Origin of the sequence: Brachyspira pilosicoli (genome assembly GCF_036997485.1) — a bacterium.
GTDB lineage: Bacteria > Spirochaetota > Brachyspiria > Brachyspirales > Brachyspiraceae > Brachyspira > Brachyspira pilosicoli_C.
Window position 1 is genome coordinate 313,392 of sequence record NZ_JAWLPU010000002.1, and the last position, 20,930, is coordinate 334,321.

At 27.2% G+C, this 20,930-nt stretch carries 19 protein-coding genes and 2 tRNA genes; 8 read left to right on the top strand and 13 right to left on the bottom strand.

Annotated elements, in window-relative coordinates; translation table 11 throughout:
- Positions 1–3: 3 nt before the first annotated feature.
- Complete coding sequence (locus R4I97_RS06695) at positions 4–1,989, bottom strand: DUF4954 family protein (RefSeq protein WP_335784307.1); 1,986 nt, start codon at positions 1,987–1,989, stop codon at positions 4–6.
- 506 nt (positions 1,990–2,495) lie between these two features.
- Here R4I97_RS06695 and R4I97_RS06700 point away from each other — a divergent pair.
- The 3 genes from R4I97_RS06700 to R4I97_RS06710 all read left to right on the top strand — a co-directional run bounded on the left by R4I97_RS06700 (position 2,496) and on the right by R4I97_RS06710 (position 7,799).
- Positions 2,496–5,060, top strand: a complete 2,565-nt coding sequence (locus tag R4I97_RS06700) for a YfhO family protein (RefSeq protein ID WP_335784308.1) — start codon at positions 2,496–2,498, stop codon at positions 5,058–5,060.
- A 61-nt stretch (positions 5,061–5,121) separates the two neighbouring features.
- On the top strand, positions 5,122–5,469 hold the full coding sequence (locus tag R4I97_RS06705) for a hypothetical protein (protein ID WP_335784309.1): 348 nt from the start codon (positions 5,122–5,124) through the stop codon (positions 5,467–5,469).
- 95 nt (positions 5,470–5,564) lie between these two features.
- Positions 5,565–7,799, top strand: a complete 2,235-nt coding sequence (locus R4I97_RS06710) for a transglycosylase SLT domain-containing protein (RefSeq protein ID WP_335784310.1) — start codon at positions 5,565–5,567, stop codon at positions 7,797–7,799.
- On the opposite strand, the gene R4I97_RS06715 is transcribed toward R4I97_RS06710, so the two are convergent.
- The 8 genes from R4I97_RS06715 to R4I97_RS06750 form a co-directional block, all read right to left on the bottom strand.
- The gene (locus R4I97_RS06715) at positions 7,800–8,819 is read right to left on the bottom strand and encodes a hypothetical protein (protein ID WP_335784311.1); all 1,020 of its coding nucleotides are present in this window, start codon (positions 8,817–8,819) and stop codon (positions 7,800–7,802) included.
- A 9-nt stretch (positions 8,820–8,828) separates the two neighbouring features.
- Positions 8,829–10,106, bottom strand: coding sequence for an LptA/OstA family protein (locus tag R4I97_RS06720; RefSeq protein WP_335784540.1), 1,278 nt, complete (start codon positions 10,104–10,106; stop codon positions 8,829–8,831).
- Between the two features lie 46 nt (positions 10,107–10,152).
- Positions 10,153–10,719, bottom strand: a complete 567-nt coding sequence (lptC, locus tag R4I97_RS06725; RefSeq protein WP_335784312.1) for an LPS export ABC transporter periplasmic protein LptC — start codon at positions 10,717–10,719, stop codon at positions 10,153–10,155.
- Positions 10,685–11,245 (bottom strand): KdsC family phosphatase, encoded by a 561-nt coding sequence (locus R4I97_RS06730; RefSeq protein ID WP_335784313.1) that lies wholly within the window; start codon positions 11,243–11,245, stop codon positions 10,685–10,687. The genes lptC and R4I97_RS06730 overlap by 35 nt, the downstream gene beginning before the upstream one ends.
- Before the next feature lie 14 nt (positions 11,246–11,259).
- Positions 11,260–11,332, bottom strand: a tRNA-Arg gene (locus R4I97_RS06735).
- 25 nt (positions 11,333–11,357) lie between these two features.
- Positions 11,358–11,440 (bottom strand) — tRNA-Ser (locus R4I97_RS06740).
- Positions 11,441–11,514: 74 nt separating this feature from the next.
- Positions 11,515–12,255, bottom strand: coding sequence for a hypothetical protein (locus R4I97_RS06745; RefSeq protein WP_335784314.1), 741 nt, complete (start codon positions 12,253–12,255; stop codon positions 11,515–11,517).
- 2 nt (positions 12,256–12,257) lie between these two features.
- The gene (locus R4I97_RS06750) at positions 12,258–13,094 is read right to left on the bottom strand and encodes a hypothetical protein (protein ID WP_335784315.1); all 837 of its coding nucleotides are present in this window, start codon (positions 13,092–13,094) and stop codon (positions 12,258–12,260) included.
- 191 nt (positions 13,095–13,285) lie between these two features.
- Here R4I97_RS06750 and R4I97_RS06755 point away from each other — a divergent pair, with 191 nt between their 5' ends.
- The 3 genes from R4I97_RS06755 to R4I97_RS06765 all read left to right on the top strand — a co-directional run bounded on the left by R4I97_RS06755 (position 13,286) and on the right by R4I97_RS06765 (position 16,278).
- Positions 13,286–13,852: a hypothetical protein gene (locus R4I97_RS06755; RefSeq protein WP_335784316.1), complete on the top strand. Its 567-nt coding sequence runs from the start codon at positions 13,286–13,288 to the stop codon at positions 13,850–13,852.
- A 374-nt stretch (positions 13,853–14,226) separates the two neighbouring features.
- The gene (locus R4I97_RS06760) at positions 14,227–14,709 is read left to right on the top strand and encodes an ATP-binding protein (RefSeq protein ID WP_335784317.1); all 483 of its coding nucleotides are present in this window, start codon (positions 14,227–14,229) and stop codon (positions 14,707–14,709) included.
- Between the two features lie 24 nt (positions 14,710–14,733).
- The gene (locus R4I97_RS06765) at positions 14,734–16,278 is read left to right on the top strand and encodes an ATP-binding protein (RefSeq protein WP_335784318.1); all 1,545 of its coding nucleotides are present in this window, start codon (positions 14,734–14,736) and stop codon (positions 16,276–16,278) included.
- A 2-nt stretch (positions 16,279–16,280) separates the two neighbouring features.
- Here the strand turns inward: R4I97_RS06765 and R4I97_RS06770 are convergent, their stop codons facing one another.
- The 4 genes from R4I97_RS06770 to R4I97_RS06785 all read right to left on the bottom strand — a co-directional run bounded on the left by R4I97_RS06770 (position 16,281) and on the right by R4I97_RS06785 (position 19,537).
- Positions 16,281–16,751, bottom strand: a complete 471-nt coding sequence (locus R4I97_RS06770; RefSeq protein WP_335784319.1) for a zf-HC2 domain-containing protein — start codon at positions 16,749–16,751, stop codon at positions 16,281–16,283.
- Complete coding sequence (locus tag R4I97_RS06775) at positions 16,748–17,302, bottom strand: RNA polymerase sigma factor (protein WP_014935839.1); 555 nt, start codon at positions 17,300–17,302, stop codon at positions 16,748–16,750. Before R4I97_RS06775 ends, R4I97_RS06770 begins: the two co-directional genes overlap by 4 nt.
- 9 nt (positions 17,303–17,311) lie before the next feature.
- The gene (locus R4I97_RS06780) at positions 17,312–17,758 is read right to left on the bottom strand and encodes a hypothetical protein (protein ID WP_335784320.1); all 447 of its coding nucleotides are present in this window, start codon (positions 17,756–17,758) and stop codon (positions 17,312–17,314) included.
- A 396-nt stretch (positions 17,759–18,154) separates the two neighbouring features.
- Positions 18,155–19,537, bottom strand: coding sequence for a sodium-dependent transporter (locus tag R4I97_RS06785; RefSeq protein WP_335784321.1), 1,383 nt, complete (start codon positions 19,535–19,537; stop codon positions 18,155–18,157).
- A 204-nt stretch (positions 19,538–19,741) separates the two neighbouring features.
- Between R4I97_RS06785 and R4I97_RS06790 the strand changes: the two genes are divergently transcribed.
- Positions 19,742–20,188, top strand: coding sequence for a YaaR family protein (locus R4I97_RS06790; RefSeq protein WP_335784322.1), 447 nt, complete (start codon positions 19,742–19,744; stop codon positions 20,186–20,188).
- Positions 20,185–20,883 (top strand): tRNA (adenosine(37)-N6)-threonylcarbamoyltransferase complex dimerization subunit type 1 TsaB, encoded by a 699-nt coding sequence (gene tsaB, locus R4I97_RS06795; protein WP_335784323.1) that lies wholly within the window; start codon positions 20,185–20,187, stop codon positions 20,881–20,883. The genes R4I97_RS06790 and tsaB overlap by 4 nt, the downstream gene beginning before the upstream one ends.
- Positions 20,884–20,930 lie beyond the last annotated feature (47 nt).

The window sequence follows — 20,930 nt, forward strand, 5'->3', positions numbered from 1 at the left end:
TTATTAATTTCCTAATTTCTTTATTAATTTATTTATATCTTCTATTTTTGTCTCTACATCATTTTTATATTTAACAACGAAAGCATTATCTTTAGCAGTTCCTCTTATAGCTTTAAAATCTTCTTCCATTACAGTTTTATCATCTATTCCGCAGCTAACCATTTTTGCTAAATCATATTCCTTTTTAACATCTCTATAAAATATTTCATAAGAAGTAGTAAGAAGGGATAAATGCTCCTTTAACATTTTTAATATAACATCTATATTAATAGTACTTATATTATATCTTTTTTTAATCATATTAATAACCCAAGATTTTTCATCTATGCTGTAATCATTGTATAATTTTTCAAAAGCTTTTATCAAATCTTGAACATTATTAATATTATTATTTTCTATATCTAATATAATATTATCTAATTTCTCTTTTGCACATATAAGCCCTCCAACATCAACCCAAGTTTCATAAAATTTACATTGTTTTATATTATTAAAAATATCCTCTATTTTATCATAATCTTTTATATATTCAAGAAGTTTGTTATGTAAATATAAATCTATTGCAATAGAATATCTGTTTGAATATTTATTTAGAGATGAGGTTTTAATAATCATATTCTTAAATTTTATATATTCTACTTTATCATTAACAATTTCTTTTTTCATATTATTTAATATTTCTTCCGCCTTAATCATTTTAGATACAGTATAAGGACTAAATACATCAAATATAATTAAATCTTTTTTATCCCCTACTCTTCTATCTCTTTCTTTCCATTTCTTTTCATCTCTTGAAAGCCCAACACCAAATAAATTTAAAGCGGGAATAAGTCTTGTTTGATGGTACCCATGTTCTGTAATATATGAAAAAGGGAAATCAGAAGTATCAACATTATCATAATGAGAACCAATAACTGTAGAAAAAGCACCAATATGTGAAGGCCATAATATATATGAATTACTTCCTGTTTTACAGCCTCTCTCCATAAATCCATGATGGTAAGGTCCAAGTTTGTACATGTGATTGCTTTGATTAGTGCCGCTTCCAGCGTTAAAAAAAGAAAAATGGCTAGCTATTAAAAGTGTAGCTTTATGATGTGTAACTGTATATGGACCTGCAAATATAGAAAACATCTCTCCATGTTCTCCTTCACAGTTTGCAAATAGTAAAGAATCCTCGCAAGAAAATTGTCTCCCTAATTTAACGCCCTCTCCAATAAATGCTTTTTTTATAACAGTGCCATCAACTATATGGGCACCTTTTAACACTATAGAATCTTTTAATATTACAGACGTACCTATATATGATGGGCATTCTTTTGTACTTATTATTGTTGTGTTATTTATTTCATCTGTGTTTTCTACTTTGGCATAAGGGTCTATAAGAGAATTTTTTATTATCCTCGCATTAATTATTTGAGCATGTCTTTTGATTTTTCCAAATTTCTTAGTTTTGCTTTTAGTATAAGCATCTACTATTTTATTTATATTATCACGCATTAATTTTTTATGCCTATACATTGCAACTACGTATGCTATATGTGAGTTTAATCTATAAAATATTTTTACGCTTCTTCCATCTCCTTCCATAATAGGAGAGGTTTCTACTCCATTTCCAAAACTGCTCTCTCCTTCCATATATATAGCTCCAGCATTCTCTATTATAACCCCATTTTGTATTTTATAATTTGCAATAAAGCGTCCTATGTTGTTTATATAAACATTTCCATTTATAAATACATTTATTAAGGTAGCTCTATTTATTGATGCTGGTACTTTTAATTTATTATAATACATCACAGTTCCATTAAGCTCATTAATTTTTACTTTCCCATGAAAACTAACATCTTTTATTCTACTTAAATCAACATTCTTTATTAATATTTTATCCCAGCTTTGAGATATGCAGCCTTGACTTTTTAAAAAATCAATTTCATTTTCTTTTAATTTTCTAAACTCTTTATCTTCTTTAATAAAACAATAACTCATAATTATATCCTTGTTTTAAAATACAATTTTATATCTATGCAAAAAAATGAAAAATTATGCTTATTATATATTTATTTAAAATAATTGTAAATATTATGTTTACCAATATTTTTTTATTACCTGCCATATTAGCTTTTTTGTTTTATTTTCAATTTCTGTTTTAACCTTTTATAATACTAAACCAAAAAAGTATCCCCCCACAAAGTAATTATTAGATTACAAATTTATTTCCCGCACGTTTAACAAATTCATAAATATAATTAAAATTGTATTTTCAGTTAATTTATATTTGATAGATTACCTTAACGTGCGGTATATAAAAGCTATAATTAAATTTTTATTTTTTATACAATAATAAATTTTTAATTTATACTAATATATTGCAATACAAAAATATAATAAAACTCCTTGACAATACTATATCTTTTATATATCATAGCTTATTAAATGTTTTTATCTAATAACTATTATTTAATCGTATATACAAAAAAGGAAACAGTATAATTATGAAATCAGTAAAAAGCGAAATAAAATACCCTATTATATTTATAATACTTTCCATACTTTTTTTTGCAAGCAATTTAACATTTTCTTATCTTCAAATGGGAGATGTCATTCTCTGGGACATAAAAAATGTTAAAGATGCAATATTAAATGGAAATCTATATTTTTGGAATAATGCTTATTTTACAATATCAGCACCTTCAACTGTGCCTATACACCCAAAATCTTTATTAATAGCTATTTTACCATATAAAATATACCCTCAAGTTACAATTATTCTCCATATAGCTATAATGGGTTATGGTTTATTTTTATTTTTAAGAGAAAAGAAATTATCAATAAATGCTTCTATGTTTGGAGCAATTGCTTTAATGTTTTCTAATGCAATATTTACTCTCATACTTCCTGGACATTTAGGTAAATTTGAAACTTATTGCTATTTTCCTTTGGTTTTATATTTCTTATCAAAAGCAATGAATACTGAAAAGTGGAGAGATTTCTTTTTTACTGGTGCTTTTTTAGGTATAGCATTTTTGGGAGGTGCTTTGGACGTAGCAATGTATTTTGCTTTATTTCTCTCTTGTTATTTTTTATATTTATTATACAGCAAGAAAAACAATCTAAAATTATCTGGCTTTATAAAAACTAATATTAAAAAAATAATATTGTTGTGTGTAAAGTTTGCATTAGTTGCAATATTTTCTTTTCTAATGTCTATACAAGTTATAATGGTTACAAAAAACACTCAAGACATGGGAGCTGCTGGAGTGCAAAATAAACAAGACTTATGGAATTGGGCTACAAGATGGTCTTATCCGCCAGAGGAAGTATTAGGATTTTTTGTACCAGGTCTTTTTGGATACTATTCTGGAAGTGAAACTCATCCATATTGGGGAAGAATAGCTAATATGGAAGGAGAACCGAAAACTTCAAACTTCTCTCTTACCGCTGTAAACATTGGATATATAACTTTTTTATTTATAATATTTGCATTGTTTATAAGCAAAAAGAAATACAGTGAAAAATATTTTTGGATAGGTACTGCTTTATTCTTTTTAATAGCAAGCTTTGGAAGATATTTGCCTATCATATACGGAGCATTGTTTCAAATACCAATATTTAGAGATGCAAGAAACCCTAATAAATTTATAGAAATTATACCTATACCATTTGCAATACTTTCAGCATTTGCTGCAGATTATATATTCAAAGCAATAGAAGCAAAAAAAGAAGATAAACTGCTTAAATACTTAGAAGATGAATATAGAGGAGTAAGCATAGCACAAAAAATAATGTATGCTATATTAATTTTGTCTGTTGTATTTGCTGTTATCACTATACTATTAAATGGCTTTATACAAAACGCATTCCTCACTGACTGGCAAGACAAATCTGCATTAATAGCAAAAAATATATCAATGTCTTTTGTAAGATTAGTTTTAATATCATCTGTAACAACTCTTTTAATGATTAATTCTATTTCTTTAAAAGAGATAACATTAAAAGATAAATATTTATTGGCAGCTCCTTTAATAATATTTATTTTACTTTCAGTTTATGATACAGGTAAAATAAGCATATTAATAATAGGCACAATAATAACTTTTTTATATATCATAATAGCAAATAAAGAAAAATTATACTATAAATATTTACCTTATGCTTTTATGGCCATACTATTTTTAGACTTAATGCAAACAGCAAATATATTTATAGTAAAATCAAATATAGATAAAATGTATGAAGGCACTCCAATCACAGAGCATATATTAAAACAAAAAGGCAATGAAACTACAATGCCTATACTTATTCCTTATCTATATAGATACACAACGCACACAATGCCATATTACAATATTCCGCTAACAGAACCTCCAGCAGCAAGCAGATTAAGCAAAGAAATAACAGATATGTTTTCAGCATTTAGAATTAATGATTATGTAGGATATGAACCAAGATTAATGGATTTGCTCGGAGTAAGATATATATTAAGCCCTACATATTTAGATAACTCTATGATTGCTAATGATATTACTAAAATAACAGAGTATCAGGATTCTTTTTCTGCTGCTGTATTATACGAACTTAATGGATATAGAAATAAATATGAGTTTGTAAATAGCATATATAATGCAAAAGATTTTAATGACGGTCTTGGAAGAATGAAGATACCTAATTTTAATTTAGCAAAAGAGGCTATTATAACAGACAATTCTAATAATATAGTTTTGAATGTGAGCAACTCTATAAACAAAGTAGAAATGCTTGAATACAGCAACAACAAAGTAGTATTTAATGTTCAAACACCTGATGCTGGTGTATTGGTATTAAAAGAGAGATATAGCCCTGATTGGACTGTAAGCATCAATGGAGAAAAAAAAGAATTGCTTAAGGCTAATTTATTATTTAGAGGGGTATATGTTGAAGCTGGAGATAACAATATTATATTTGAGTTTATGCCTACAATGAAATATGCATACACTACAATAATTTGTTGGATAGTATTAATTATAGTTACTATAATATCTATAATATTCAAAAAGAAAAATATTGTAAATGAAAAATAAACTTATAAAATATAAAATAACACTATTTATAATGGCTTCATTATTTTTATTTTGCTTTATAATGATGAATTATATTAATATCACTAATATAATAAAATACAAAAAAGGAGACATTATAAAAGTTCAAGCAAATATTGAAAATGAAAGCTATTATGAATATGGACTTATAAAAAAGAAATATCCATACTTAGTTTATAGCTTCGTTTACAATGATAAAAAAATTATAATAAGCAATATGTTAAGCGATTATTCTCTTACAAATAAAAAAGTTATAACAATATATTATGATAAAATAAATGGTAGAGAAGTTATGCTTCCATCTATAAAAAGTTTTATATTGCCTTTTATTTTATTTGTTTTGGGAATGATTATTATGGTATATGCTATAAAGTTAAATAGAATATACTAATATTTGATTATTCATAGAAGCAATAAATACTATTTGCAAAAAGATAGAAAAAATAATAAAATACTATAGTTAATACAATATATTAGTAGGTGTTTATGAAAAAGAAGATTATTATCCTTGTCATACTTTTTGAATTAATTATTATAATAATGACTTCTGGACTAGGAGCTCAGAGGAAATCAGAAATACCAGATATTGTATCAAAAAACAAAATAAATTACGGTAGTGCATTAAAACTATATAATGAAAAGCAATACAAAAAAGCATACGCACAATTTACAAATCTAATAAACAGCAGCAATGATTTATTAATAAGAGATTATATTATATATTATGGAGCAAAAAGTGCATTAAATACTAATATGTATGATGAAGCGATAGATTTATATTCTAAACTTATGGAAGAATATCCAAGATCATCATTATACCCTTTTGCTGAACAATATAAAGCATTAGCAGAGTTTTATAAAGATGATTATCCTATAAGTAATTTTTTTAATAGCAATAAGCAAAAATGGATAAAAGAATTCGTTGGTCTAAATGCAATGCGAGAAACTGATGATACAAATAAATCCAAATTAATAGCATTAGAGTTAACTAAAAAATATATAAACAGAGAAGCTTTAATATATTTGAATAATAATTTTGAAGAAGAGATATATAAGTTTAATAATGATGTGAAATATAAATCAGCAGTAGAATTATATGATGCTGGATATAGAACTGCTGCTTTAAAATATTTTGATAATCTTATAGAGCTTAATGCCTACAAAAACAATTCAATATATTATAAAGCAAGAATAAACCAATTAGCAGGAAATAGAGAAAGTGCTTCTACATTATTTAATGAATACCTTGCCAATACTAACAATAGAGAATATAGAAAGTTAGCGATTTACTGGAATGCTAATAATTATGAAAGATTAAAGAATTATACTAAAGCAAGAGAATTGTATAATACTTTTTTAAGAAATTATCCAAAAGATAGCTATGTGCCAAGAATTTATAATAGTTTTATTAATGCAAGCCTAAACAGCAATAATTTACCAGAAGCTAAAAAATATTTAACAAACACATTAAAAAACTTTCATAATAATAGATATACAGAACTTTCATTAAAAAGCTATTTAAGAAAGGCATTAAAATTAAAAAATAAAACAGAAACATATTATGCTATTAGTGAATTAGACAAAATATATCCAAAATACAGACATGACTTTGTATTATCATGGTATATGTGGGCTGCTGAAGAATTGGGTGATACAGAAACAAGAGATAAGTACATAATGAAAAGTCTGCTTGAAAGCAAAAATCCATTTTATGTAAAAGGGGCTTTAAGTTTAGCAACTGATGAAATGGTAAATTATGTTTCTCAAAGCAACACTTACTACTTAAATGAAGCTAAAAAATATTATGCTGATTCAAATTATACAAAAACTATGCAAATGCTTGATAAAATGCAGTTTATAGATTATATAGTAACAAAAAAAGAAGATAACTTAGTAAAAGAAGCAAGGGCTATAGCTAAAGAAATATTTATGCAAAACAAATTTGTTCAGGACTTTTATTCTAACAAAAAAGAAAATGAAATATTTAATGAATTATCTTTACAAACAAGAGAGGAAGTAAATAAACCTATATTATTATATTATTATGGGGACATGGATAATGCATACAGAGAGTTTAATGGTATTTATCAAAAAACGCAGGTCACTTATCCTTTATTTTATTATGCAGAAAAAATATATAAGTCATCATTAAATACAAAAAGATTTATGCAGATTTGTGCTAACATAGGAAAATATTTTGGATATAATTATTATGACAATGTAGATTTACTTCCAGATGAGTTTAGAAAGTACGTTTATCCAAGATATTTTGATGAATATGTTGTACCTGAGGCAAAATATTATAAAATAGAGCCCAATTTTGTATATTCTATAATGAGAGAAGAGAGTTTATTTGATGTAAAGGCAAGGTCTTATGTTGGAGCAATGGGACTTATGCAATTAATGCCTACAACTGCTGCTGCTGAAAATAAAAAAGCAAGATACAGATATAACCCTCTAAACCTAACAGATGCCAAACAAAACATTAATATTGGTATATCTCATTTAAGCTGGTTATTCCAAAGTCAAAATGCCAGCAATTATGCCTTAGTTGCTGCTAGCTATAATGCTGGTTCTGGAAGAGGAAACAGGTGGAAAAAAGAATACGGCACAAACAATATGTATCGTACTGCAAGATTTATAGATATAGAAGAGACAGAGTTCTATGTTGAAAGAGTAATGAAAAGTTATGAATATTATAGCAGATATTATAAAAATTAATTAATATTTTATACTATCTTTATAATATTTAACTCCTTTATATGGAGCTCTTAACTCATAATTTATAATATTATTGTACCAATCAACATAATCAAAATTTTCAACTTCTGACATAATAGAATGCTTTTCTTCTGTATGTATATCGTATTTATTAAACATCATAGCAATAGTTTGAAGTATATAATAAGCAAATATATCATTTAAAGTTTTGCTGTCAATTTTTACAACACCTCTTTGTGATGAAAAAACTTTATTATTAGAAAGAAAAGGATAAGTACTAATTACAGCTAAGGATTTTGTGTTTTCAATATTTTTATTTTCAAGCACTAATCTATCAATAATTCCGCCCTCAGATATAGCTTTAGCATTAGCTCCTTTATAGTTTGCAGTGATTGGCATATTTATTATTAGAAGATGCGAATCTATTTTAGAATCCTTTAACGCACTTCCTATAACTCTCCAATACTGTGCCGTATACATAGCTACAATATCTTCTCTAAGTAATTTTTTACCGTTTGGTAATGGTGTATTCCAAAGTGTTAATATATTTTGTTTAAAAGTTGGTGCTATATTTGAGGCTAATTCTTCTAATGAAGCTTTGGAACTATCATAATCGAATAAAGTATTTAGACTGCTATAAGTTTCATTAGAAAGAGAATAATAAAGAATATTTTTTGCTAAAATATCATTACTTGTTTTTTTTATATCTATATAATCTCTTTTAAAAAGCTCAATATTATTATTTAAAAGCTTTATATTATTTTTATAAAAATCTTCAGCATTAATTCCCTCTTTTAATACATACTTTATTTTATACCCTAATAAATCGTAAGTTAATAATGGAAGTTTGGCATTAAAAATATAGAAAAAATCAGATGGATTTAATGCTGCTATACTACTATCTTTAATATAAGTAATATTGACAACATATATTTTATTTTTATTTAACGGTTTTATAGTTTTATTACAAGAGAAAAGTATAAACATTAGATATAATGTAAGCAAAAATATTTTATTCATAAATAAAAATCACTCATACATAGAACCGCTTACACCATACGCTTCTATTCTTTCTGTATCTATATAGTACCTAATTTCCCTTCCTCTAACAATACTTTTTTCTTGTGATAGATATGGATTTTCTCCCCATAATCTTAAATATTTAGCTTTATCAAAATATGTAGCCCAAGCACTTTTAGAGTTCATATCCTTCATCTCAACATGAACATTACCATTAGCTCTTAACTTTTCATCATCATTAAATATCTGCATAGTAACCGAAGTTATTTTCATACTTCTATTTTCTAAATAAGCATGCGGAGCTCCGCTAATAGTAGCTACCTTAGTATCCGGATCAAGATGAAGCAAGTCACCTTCTAACGAAATACTTTCATCATAATCTACCATAACAACATCATTATGAAATATGATATCTCTAAACTTCTCATCTCTTTTATATTCTATCCACTCACCAAAAGATATTATTCCCCTATCTGGTATTCTAACTGAAGGTTCTTGATACATATATATATGTTCATTATCCATATCATATATAATGTATCCGCCTCTAAGTATCATATTCTCTTCAAAAAAATAAGCATTAACATTCCCATAAGCATACAAATATCTATTAGTTTGATTTACCCCGCCTTTTTCATCTAAAAAAAGCCTGTCTGCCGTTACAATATTATAATTACTAACTTTACTATTTTTATTAGTATCATCACTTTGAACATAATCATTTGTTTGAAGTATATATATTTTACTTCTTCCCATCACATTTGCCGTAGAAGTTTTAGCATTATACTCTAATATCTCGCCTTCTATTCTATCACTGCCCTGATATAGTCTTGGATTTCCTTTTAATATGGAAATCTGTGTATCCATATCATATATTAACTCATCAGAATATCCATCTGTTCTTCTATCATTTTCTTTATCTATATGTGTAAGATGGACATTACTTATGGCTTTTGCCAAAGGTGTATTAAAATCTCTCTCCATGAGAGTGCTTTTTATAGTCATATTATTTGTAGAAGAGCGAAGGATTGGATTATTTCTAACGTATGCATATCTGGTTTTAGCATTATAACTTGCATATCCTGCATCTATTGTAGAGCCATTGGTTTTACTTAAAAGTCTAACCTTTCCTGTAAATGTAGCAAGCTCTGTTTCTTTGTAGAAAGTCATCTTATAGCTTGTTATTAAAGCTGATTTATCTTCTAATCTTGAATTACCTGTATATTGAAAGACTTGATTTTTATTGTCGTAGGTAAATTTATCGGCACTTCTTTGGGACTGAGGCATTAATGGAGATATTAAAACAAATAAAATTATTAATGAATAAAAAAGCTTATTCTTCAGCAATTTGCACTCCTATAGCATTACCCTCATCTTTTTCATTATATACAGTTATATTTTCCATAGCAACATCCCCTTCCATACTGCTTCCAGTAAGCCAACTTCCATCTTCCTGCTCTACTCTAATTGGTACAGGGCTTTTAAAATGTCTTTTCTCATGATCATACTGTACATACTCAGTATATAAAGTGCTATTATTAGAAGCTTTTGCAACCACATTAGTAAATATTTCTGTATATAAAGTATTTTTATTTATTTTAGCAAACTCGCCTGACACTTTAGCAGCAATAGTGCCATCAGCATCATAAGTATAATTACGCGAATCATATAACTCTATTAAAGCTCTGCTATCATAAAATTTAGCATTAGTTGCAAACATATCCATTTGCTTAAAATTTGTAATATAGCTTTCTCTTTTAAAACCATAAAATTCCATCTCAGGAGGACGCTCAAAATTATCGTCGCCAATACCTTGACCTATTTTACTAAAATCAGTACAAGAGATTAAAGAAAATATTATTATACTAAAAAGAAGAAAAATCTTTAATAATTCTTTCATAATCCCCCCTCGCTTTTAATATCATATTTATGGCAAGCCTCACAGCCCCTTTTCCACCTTCCTTATTCAATACTATATTAACATTTTTTTTCACTTCATCAATAGCATTTTTTGGTGCAAAAGAAAATCCAACATATTTTATTGGCGCTAAATCTATGACATCATCACCCATATAGGCAACTTCCTCACTTTTTAAACCATATTTTTCTATTAATGTCAAAAGAGCAGGAATTTTATATTCTTCTCCCTGTATCAAATCTTCAAAGCCATGTATTTTAAATTTATCAAATCTTTTTTTCACGCAAGCAGCCTTACTTCCAGTAATAATAGCAATTTTAATCCCAGATTTTAATGCCATCACTATCCCCATACCATCTAAAGTATTGAAAAATTTAGTCTCTATTCCATTATCATCAAATATAAGTTTTCCATCAGTCATAACGCCGTCTACATCAAAGACAAATAATTTGATTTTTTTTAGTTTTTTAAGATTAAGATAGTAAGAAAAAAAAAGCTTTAAATTCATGATTGTAATATAATTGGGGCTTACAGGACTCGAACCTGCCCACCCGGTTTAGGAAACCAGTGCTCTATCCTGATGAGCTAAAGCCCCTTGTTTAAGGAAGCTAAAACTAAATCGGAGAGTGTGGGACTCGAACCCACATGGGTGTTAGCCCGGCGGTTTTCAAGACCGCTGCTCTACCAATTGAACGAACTCTCCAAAAATTAAATATGTGATACATTATAACATATAAAAAATAAATTTCAAGTTTTTATTATAAAAAAATTAGAAATCTATACACCGTTCCAAGAAGCAGCATTATTTTGATAAGCCCACTGATAAGTATTGTTTGCCCCTATCAAAACTTTTGCCAAAGCTGTACCATCATAAAATATATAAAGACCATTAACTAAATACGGAGCATCATTATCAAAACCATTCATATTAGTAACAACAACTACATTATTAAAATTAGTCTGATATCCAAAATACTGTACTTTCCATGCACCTGAAACATTAATCATATTACCATTAATTGTAGCAACAGTTCCAGCACCTGTAACATTTATATTATTGGCAGCGTCAATAGTTCCTGTGCCCTCCGGTCTTGGTATCACTGGTACCGCTGTGTTAATCTTTGTCTCAATATATTTTTCTTCTATAAGTTCATTTGTGCCGTATGCTGTTACTGTTATAAAATATTTTGTGCCGTTTACAAAATTATAATTTGGAATCTCTATTGTAAAGTTAGTACGGGTATGATTTGTACCCTTTATAGTAGGAAGTGCTTGGGTTGTAGCATCTTTTATGGCATCATCTGGCTGATTCATATTTTCTGAAGTTTTGGCATATATATTAAATCCTGCAAAATCTGATGCTAATATTCCTGACCAAAAAGATATACTCACCTTACTATCTCCAGGTATAGCTTTTATTTCATAAGGCATATTATATTCATCTATTATAGTAACAAGCTCTTCGGCACAGGAACTGAAAAATATAGTAAATAGAATAAGCAAAAATATTTTCTTCATCTTTAATAACTTAATATGTCGGCACTAATCTGATAACAGTAATCTGCTACTATACTATTAACACCGTTAACACTCCTTACAAATATCTTGGCATAATAATTTGCATTATTTTTATTAATCTTTATTAAATATAATCTATCAGCAATAACCTCCAAACTCTCTGTAGTATATCCTTCAGTTGGAGGAACTACAACATCATAAAGAGAAGTACCAGCCACTCGCTGCACAGACCATGTTTCATTTGCTGCTTGAGGACTAGAAAAATAAAGCTTATTATTATTTAATGTCAAATTGGCTAAATTACCCTCTGAAAAAACTATAGTAGTATTAGCTGTGACAGTTTGATTTAATGCTTCTGGCCTTGGTGTCGCCATCTTTACATAATTATCATAATAATAATAACTTTCATTTTGAGGCGTTATTTGATAAGAACTCACCCACACATATATAGGTATGCCGTTTCTTATCTCAGTTTCTGGAAGAAGTGAAATTTCTGTAATATTACTTCCTGTATAATAAATATTTTTTTCTATCGTAAAAGTAAATGTTTGCAAAGTTGTGCTTCTTGTACTTACTATAGTAGGAATTGTTTTTTGCTGGCTATAAACTCTATATATCCTCGGATTAACACTGTCTCCAAAATATATATTGTATCCGCTAAACGCTGGTTCATTATTTTGTGCCTGAAACTCTATAACTATTTTTTTATCCATGGGAGTAATCTTTGTTATAAAGGGCTGATTCATCTCTTGTGTAATGCTGGTAATATCCGGAAGTCCGCAAGAAACAAAAATAATTAAAAATAAAACATACACAATAACTTTAACAAAATAATTCATAATATGATTGTATAATTAATACAAAATAATATCAATATAAAACTTAAAAACAATTTTTTATAAGCATAAATATTTTTATATTCAAGTTTTTTAATCCATCATTATCATATATATAGCTATTATTATAAATGTATTGACTTTTTTAATCAAAAAATATATATTGAAATTATATTAATAATTGGAGATGTATTATGTTAAGAAGAATTGTGTTATCTGTTATTCTTGCATTAGCAGTAATAACAACTATTCCTACTAAAGCACAAGCAGCTTATGCTGATGGAGCTGCTATTGGTGCTGCATTTGTAGGAGGATTTCCTGCTCAAGCTTCTTTAGGCTTAACTGGACAATTTGATGGCGTTCCTTTAATGTTTGGATTAACAGGAAGAATATTGTTTACTGATAATTATCAGTATTTTGGTATTGGATTTACTATGGATTGGTGGGGCTTGAAAATTCCTTTATTACAGGATTCAGTTGGTATTCATTTCTATTTAGGTCCTGGTTTGGGATTAAGTGCTGACTTTGGAAGCAAATATTGGAATATTAATGCTGCTTTAAGAGTACCTATAGGTTTCTCTTTTATATTTGCTAAAGACTGGGAAGTATTTGTGGAAGTAGCTCCTAGTATAAATGCTCTTAGTATTGGCAGCGGCGGATTTAGACTATTAGGATTATATATAGGCGATGGCGGAAGCGGTTGGGCTCCTGATGCATTCTTCGGATTTGCTGGTCAATTAGGATTCAGATACTGGTTCTAATATTTAAATTTGCTAAAAATTACGGCTTAATCTTTTTATTTAAGATTAAGCCTTTTTAATATAAATTATAATATATATAAAACCTTATTCTTTTATAAACTCGCATATATCTATTAATTTTTTCCTTCATTATTTATAGAATTTCTATTTCTTATAATTTTTTACATTATCAGTATTCATCAAAAAGTGTTTATCAAATTTACATATTATTTAAACCTTTAGTTTTAATATTTATTATCTATATAATGTTATACTATAATATAAAAATAAGAATTAAACAAATACTGATTTAGAAAAAATATAAATATTAAATTTGATATAATATCATTATAATGGTATACTTTAGAATAATGATATTATAGGGTTGTTTTGAAGTGGAAAAGTATATACTTGACAATGATTTAGACAAAATCAGCAAACTCATAGAAAATATATGCCTAAAAATAAATAAATATATAACAGATATAGACCTTTTTTCATCAGCATTGTATGAAGTAATAATAAATGCTATAGAACATGGAAATCTTAATATATTATATGAGCAAAAAAAAGAATGGCTACAAAAAAATATATATAATAAAAAATTAAAAGAATTATTGAAAAGTGAACTTGCTAAGAATACTAATATAGAATTGACTTTAGATATTAATGAAAAAGAAAATAATATAACAATTAAAGTTAAAGATAATGGAGAAGGCTTTAATATAAAAAGAGCATTAAAATCAATTAAAGATGATGGTTTTACAAGAGAAAGCGGAAGAGGAATTATAATAATAAAATCATATTTTGATGATGTAAAACATAATAGAAAAGGAAATGTTATTACACTCATTAAAAGATTCGATAAAAATATATAAAATAATAATAAAGAGAAAACTGTTATGTCTAATAAAAAAAAAGTTAAAGATACTAAATTTTTTCATAAATCTCCTGAAATAAAATTGGATACTGGGTTTGTTACATTAGAGAGATTTGTTGCTATAAATGAATATGATGACGGAAGTTTTTCAAAAGAATATAATTGTGATATTATTAACAGAAAAGGCTCTGATGCTGTTATAATAGTTCCATACGCTTACATAGACAATCAAATGCATGTGCTTATGATTAAAAATTTCAGACCAGTAGTTTATTATAAAGAAAAAGTATTAAATAATAAAAATACTGATGAAATAGATGAAAATATTATGTCATTTTTAGAGTTTCCTGCGGGAATGCTTGAAGAAGATGAACTTAATATGAAAGACAGTAATATGGGTATAAGAAAATGCGCCCAAAGAGAATTGGAAGAAGAGACTGGATATAGTGTCAATATAAAAAACATTAAAGTTTTAGGTCATCAATATTATAGTTCTTCTGGAATTATTACAGAAAGGATAAATATTGCAACATGTAATATAACAGGGTTAAAACCTAAAAAAGTAAAAACTGATGGCTCTGTTATGGAAGAAAATATTGATTCTTTTTTCATAGAGTTCAATGAGGCTATAAAATGGTGTAAAGAAGGCATAATAAAAAATGCAGGTACAGAGATAGGCTTAAACAGACTTTATTTCTCAATACTCTATGAACAGCAAAAAAAGCATAGCGATATTTTGCAAAAAAGATTAGTTTCTTTATTTAATGAAATAAACTCTCTAAAAAAGAATGTTAATTATTATAATAAACTTATAAGGGAGTTCAAAGCAACTATCACTCATGAACTTAGACATCCATTTACAGAGATAATGGGTTATATTAATTTATTAAAGAAAAGAACTCTCGATGAAGAAAAAAAAGAAGAAGCTATTAATGTTATATCAAGAAGTATAAAAAAATTATATGACAATAATAATAATTTAATACAGATTGCTATTAAAGATGATGAGAGCTATAGTTATACTTCTGAATTCAATGTAGAGGACGAATTAAACTCAATAATAGAAGGGTATAAAATTTTATACCCAAAGGATATTAAAACAGAAATAGCAATAGAAGAAAATTGTAAAACTTTAATAGGATATAAAGAAAGATTTAGATTGATAATGGAAGGTATAGTTTCTAATGCATTTAAATTTACAAAGTTCGGTACAATATCTATAAATGTTAGAATGCTTGACCCTATTGAAACTAAAGTTATAGATTTATCTCCAGACTTATTTAATTATCATTCTATGCAAAACATTATTCCAAATGAAATAGAAATTACAGTAAAAGATACAGGTAAAGGAATAAAGCAAAGCAAATTAAAGAAAATATTTATACCATTCTATCAAAGCGACTCAAGATTTGAAAGAGAATATGGCGGTATAGGAATAGGTTTATCTGTAGTCAAAGATCTTCTTGATACTATGCAAGGCGCCATTGCAATAGATAGCTCTGAAGGTGCTGGTACTATAGTAAAATTAAGAATACCTTTTGGAGTTGTAAACACTTCCAAAAATTAATTTTATTCCATATAAGCCATATAAGCAGATAATACTGTTATGCTATCTTCTTCATTGCTTTGATTTTCTTCGGAATAATCGAAGTATGTAGACAAAAGTGCATAATCACTGTAAACATCTTCGCTATATACATTCTCTTCTTGTTCTTGCGAAATAGTTGTTGAAGCTATTATTGGAGAAGATGCTGTATTATTATTATTGTTAATGACTACGCCTATTCCAACAAATATTAAAAGCATAGCTGCTATAGAAGCAATATAAGGCACGAATTTAAATTTCTTTTTAGAATTATTTACTTCTATAGGCATCTTCCCTGTTAAAATAGATGACATAGCAAAAATTTCTTCTTTAAACTTTCTGCATTTAGCACATTCATGCAAATGATTTTCCATTTCCAATATTTCTTCATCATTTAAATCATCATCTTTATATCTGCTAATAAGCATTTCATAATACTCATGTGTGTTGTTCATAAAGTTACCCCCATTTTTTTTATTATTTCTAATAATTTCTTTCTTGCCCTAAATATCCTTGTTCTTACGGTATTAACAGGCAAGTCCAATTTCTCAGATATCTCAGTATAAGAATAATTCTCATATTCTGCCATCATAAGAGGTATTCTAAAATCATCTTCCAATTTAGATAAACTCTCGGCTATAATTATTTTATTTATACTATCATTATCATGAGCTTCCTGCATCTGGGCATTTCTATATTCTTTAAGTCTGTATCTCTTTTCTCTCTCTTTTTTTCTTATATGATCAACTGCCCTATTGAAAGAAACCCTATAAAGCCAAGTATAAATCTTAGACCTTCCTTCAAAGCTCTCCCTCTTTATATAAAAACTCACAAAAACATCTTGTACAATCTCTTCTGCCTCATCATAATTAGAAATAAGAGAATATACTAAATTAATTAAAGGTTTTTTATAAGCCTCCATAAGCTCTTTGAAAGCTTCTTCATCTCCTTTTTTAAAGGCCTCTAAAAAATTGTTTTCATCAAACGCCATCTCTACACCACTCATAAAAAATAATTACCTCATTTTGCAATTACGAAGCTGAGATCTTTGCTGAGGTGTTAATACATTTATTATATCTAAATCTCGAACCATTTTCAAATAATCTCTTTCTGCCTCGTAGTCTTTTTTAGACTTAATAAGATTCTTTAGCATATTTCTGTCTGGATTATCTTTAATAAGTTCTTCTCTTATATTATAATCTATTTTTTCTATTTCCAACCTAATGCTTTCTTCTTCCTGAACAAATTTAATAGCTATTTCATAAACTTTTTTTGTTTGTTCTTCAGTTAAGACTATACCTGCCATTTGCAGAAAACGTAAAGCATCAGGTCCCAATTTATCAGTTCCTCTATGCATTCCTCTTCCACGCATCATTCCTCTCCCATGCCCAGGTGCAGGAGGTTGAGCAATAACGAGTGATGAAAATAATAATATAAATAATAATACAAACCTTTTTTTCATGTATCAATTAACCCTCTTTAATCAAATATATCTCTTTTTTCTATAATATGTTAGACGAATATATATTAAAAAAGTTCCCTATTATTTATATATATTTTTATAATAATTAAAATATATTTGAATAAAATTATGCAAAAACTATTTAAATAAATATATTCTTATACTAAGAATACACTAAAATTTAAATATTTCTACTAAATAGCTATATAATTTTTTCTTATCTATATGTAATTATGGATATATACTATTTTTCATCTACTAATAACTACATAAAATAATATATTTAAATTGATGATTGCACTTATCAATAATTAAAAATTGAGAAATGTAATCATCAAAATATATTTTCAAAATTAATTTAGCCATATCTTAAAATAACAATTAAACATGCTTCTTCTAAGAAAACTTAACAATATAATTAATTATAAATATTACAAATATAATTATAGGAAGAATATACGTTACATAAAACCTTGTAAATTGCGGAAATTTAACTCCCATTCCCATATCAGCTTCTTTTATAAAATTATCCCAACCCCAACCATATTTGGAAACACAAAATATTATTATATATACCCCGCCAAGCTCAACTAAATTGTATGTAACAATAAAATCATACAAGTCTAAAAAACTACTACCCCTTCCCATAGGCTCTATAAATGATAATACATTAAAACCTAATGCTGTAGTAGAACCTAAAACAAACACTACAATACCAACTATTACTGAAGAAATATTTCTTTTTAAGTTAAACTCAGACATAGTAAAAGCAATTAAGTTTTCAAAAACAGTTATAACAGTAGTAAGTGCTGCCATAGATAAAAATACAAAGAAGAGCAACCCCCAAACTTTGGATAAAGGCATTGAATTAAATATATTAGGAAGAGTAACAAAAGCTAATCCCGGGCCTTCTCCTGGGTTAACTCCAAAAGCAAAACTTGCAGGAAATATAACAAGCCCAGATAAAAAAGCAATTAAAGTATCTAATACCACTATTATAAGAGTTTCATTTGTTATAGTTCTCTCTTTTCCTATATAGCTCCCAAAAATAGTCATGCTTCCTATACCAATGCCTAAGGTAAAAAATGCCTGCCCAACAGCAGCATAAACTACTTCAAAAAAGTTTTTTATTCCGCCATCAAACATTTTTCCCAAGTCTGGAAGCAAGTAGAATTTAACACCCTCAATAGCATTAGGTAAAGTAATAGACCTTATTATAAGTATAACTACTATTACAAATAAAGAAGACATCATAAATTTAGAGTATTTTTCAACTCCCTTCTGAAGCCCAATAAAACATATTATAGTAGCTAATAAAACAGTTACAAATAAACCAGCAAGGCTAATATAAGGGTTAGAAATAGTAGCCCCAAAAAGCTCACCTACCCCCTCAGCACTAAGATTATCTACCTTTCCAATTAACATATAAAAAGCGTATATTATACTCCAACCTGCAACCGTAGTATAGAACATCATGAGTATTAAGCAGCCTATTATTTGCACATAACCAATTATATGCCATTTATGCCCCTTTTTTTCTAATACTTTATAAGAACCAGCAATATCTCTTTGCCCAGCACGTCCTATGCTAAACTCCATTATAAGTATTGGTATGCCTACTACTAATAATGATATTATATATATTATAACAAAAGCAGCTCCGCCGTATTTTCCAGTAATGTAGGGAAATCGCCATATATTGCCAAGCCCTATAGCACATCCAGCTGATACAAGCAAAAAACCTAATCTACTCGACAATCTCTCCCTTTTGGTATCCATTAAAAACTCCTTTAATAAAATATTGAATATTATTATACAATATTACAAAATTACTTCAAGTAGTAATTAACTCTTTTTAAATAAAATTAAAAATAAATAAAGCATTTTTTTAAAAATACGAGATTTATTGTATTGCTATTTTTTATGATATGTGTTAAGTTAACATAATTATTAGTTAGTTAACATAATTCGAGGGATTCTATTATGAGAGTACAAGAGAGAAGAAATACTGATATAAACTTAAATAATATATTAATGCATCCTGAAACTACATCTATGAAAGCTGCAACCTCATCATCTTCTTTCGCTGCAATGCTTGAAGAAGAGAGAGAAATTAGGAAATACTCATTAGAATTAGATGAATTGAAAAAACAAATTTATGATGCCGGCAATGCATTAGAAAGAAGTGCAAATATTAAAGACTTTTATAAATTTAGGGATTTAATAACATCTTTAGTAGAAAAATTAATAAAAGACACATATAAAGTAAGAACTGTATTCTCAAACTTAAAAAGATTCCAAGTAATATCAAAAATAAATGAAGAATTAGATACACTATATAGAGAAATTATGAAAGAACAAAAGAATCATATAGCAATAGCTAACAATATGATGAGACTTAAAGGTTTAGTATTAAATTTAATGTCATGAATAATATATTAGCATTCGACACTGTATCATCAAGCTTTTCTATAGCATTAAAAAAAGATAATGATATAATTGAAATAAATAAAGAAAATATAAAAAATCATAATGAAGAATTACTTCCTATATTAAGTAGTTTTTTAGAAGATAATAAAACATCACTAAATGAAATTAATTGTATAGTTATGGGAATAGGACCTGGGTCATTTACGGCAATTAGAATAGCATTTGCTACAATCAAAACAATATGCTATGCAAAAAACATACCAATTATAGGGGTATCAAGTTTAGATACATTATATCAAAATATAGTATCATATAATGGCATAAAACTATCTATGGTAGATGCAAGAAAGGGAAGCATTTACGCTAATATATATAAAGATAATAACAAAATAAAAGAAAATTTAGATTTAACTTATGAAGAAGTGGTAAATTTAATAAAAGATATAGCAAAAAAAGATGATTCTATCACATTATGCGGAGATGGATTTTCAAAAAATGAACCATATTTTTTAGAAAAATTACAAGAATACAGATTAAACAAATTAGATAATTCCTACAATATTATAAAAGCATCAAATTCTATATTAATATCAGAAGAACGCTACAATAAAAAAGAATTCGATAACATATTTTCTCTAAATCCTCTATATATAAGAAAAAGTGAAGCAGAAAATAAGCTACATATTAAAAATTAACTATCTATTTTACGATAATAATAAACAGCATAAAAAAGTATAAAAAA

Excerpts from the sequence above, each read along its gene's own strand:
- tsaB (WP_335784323.1), top strand. The coding sequence starts at position 20,185 with ATGAATAATATATTAGCATTCGACACTGTATCATCAAGCTTTTCTATA.
- R4I97_RS06755 (WP_335784316.1), top strand. The coding sequence starts at position 13,286 with ATGTTAAGAAGAATTGTGTTATCTGTTATTCTTGCATTAGCAGTAATA.
- R4I97_RS06695 (WP_335784307.1), bottom strand. The coding sequence starts at position 1,989 with ATGAGTTATTGTTTTATTAAAGAAGATAAAGAGTTTAGAAAATTAAAA.
- R4I97_RS06765 (WP_335784318.1), top strand. The coding sequence starts at position 14,734 with ATGTCTAATAAAAAAAAAGTTAAAGATACTAAATTTTTTCATAAATCT.
- R4I97_RS06775 (WP_014935839.1), bottom strand. The coding sequence starts at position 17,302 with ATGAGTGGTGTAGAGATGGCGTTTGATGAAAACAATTTTTTAGAGGCC.
- R4I97_RS06720 (WP_335784540.1), bottom strand. The coding sequence starts at position 10,106 with ATGCCTCAGTCCCAAAGAAGTGCCGATAAATTTACCTACGACAATAAA.
- lptC (WP_335784312.1), bottom strand. The coding sequence starts at position 10,719 with ATGAAAGAATTATTAAAGATTTTTCTTCTTTTTAGTATAATAATATTT.
- R4I97_RS06770 (WP_335784319.1), bottom strand. The coding sequence starts at position 16,751 with ATGAACAACACACATGAGTATTATGAAATGCTTATTAGCAGATATAAA.
- R4I97_RS06715 (WP_335784311.1), bottom strand. The coding sequence starts at position 8,819 with ATGAATAAAATATTTTTGCTTACATTATATCTAATGTTTATACTTTTC.
- R4I97_RS06750 (WP_335784315.1), bottom strand. The coding sequence starts at position 13,094 with ATGAATTATTTTGTTAAAGTTATTGTGTATGTTTTATTTTTAATTATT.
- R4I97_RS06730 (WP_335784313.1), bottom strand. The coding sequence starts at position 11,245 with ATGAATTTAAAGCTTTTTTTTTCTTACTATCTTAATCTTAAAAAACTA.
- R4I97_RS06745 (WP_335784314.1), bottom strand. The coding sequence starts at position 12,255 with ATGAAGAAAATATTTTTGCTTATTCTATTTACTATATTTTTCAGTTCC.
- R4I97_RS06710 (WP_335784310.1), top strand. The coding sequence starts at position 5,565 with ATGAAAAAGAAGATTATTATCCTTGTCATACTTTTTGAATTAATTATT.
- R4I97_RS06790 (WP_335784322.1), top strand. The coding sequence starts at position 19,742 with ATGAGAGTACAAGAGAGAAGAAATACTGATATAAACTTAAATAATATA.
- R4I97_RS06700 (WP_335784308.1), top strand. The coding sequence starts at position 2,496 with ATGAAATCAGTAAAAAGCGAAATAAAATACCCTATTATATTTATAATA.
- R4I97_RS06780 (WP_335784320.1), bottom strand. The coding sequence starts at position 17,758 with ATGAAAAAAAGGTTTGTATTATTATTTATATTATTATTTTCATCACTC.
- R4I97_RS06705 (WP_335784309.1), top strand. The coding sequence starts at position 5,122 with ATGATGAATTATATTAATATCACTAATATAATAAAATACAAAAAAGGA.
- R4I97_RS06785 (WP_335784321.1), bottom strand. The coding sequence starts at position 19,537 with ATGGATACCAAAAGGGAGAGATTGTCGAGTAGATTAGGTTTTTTGCTT.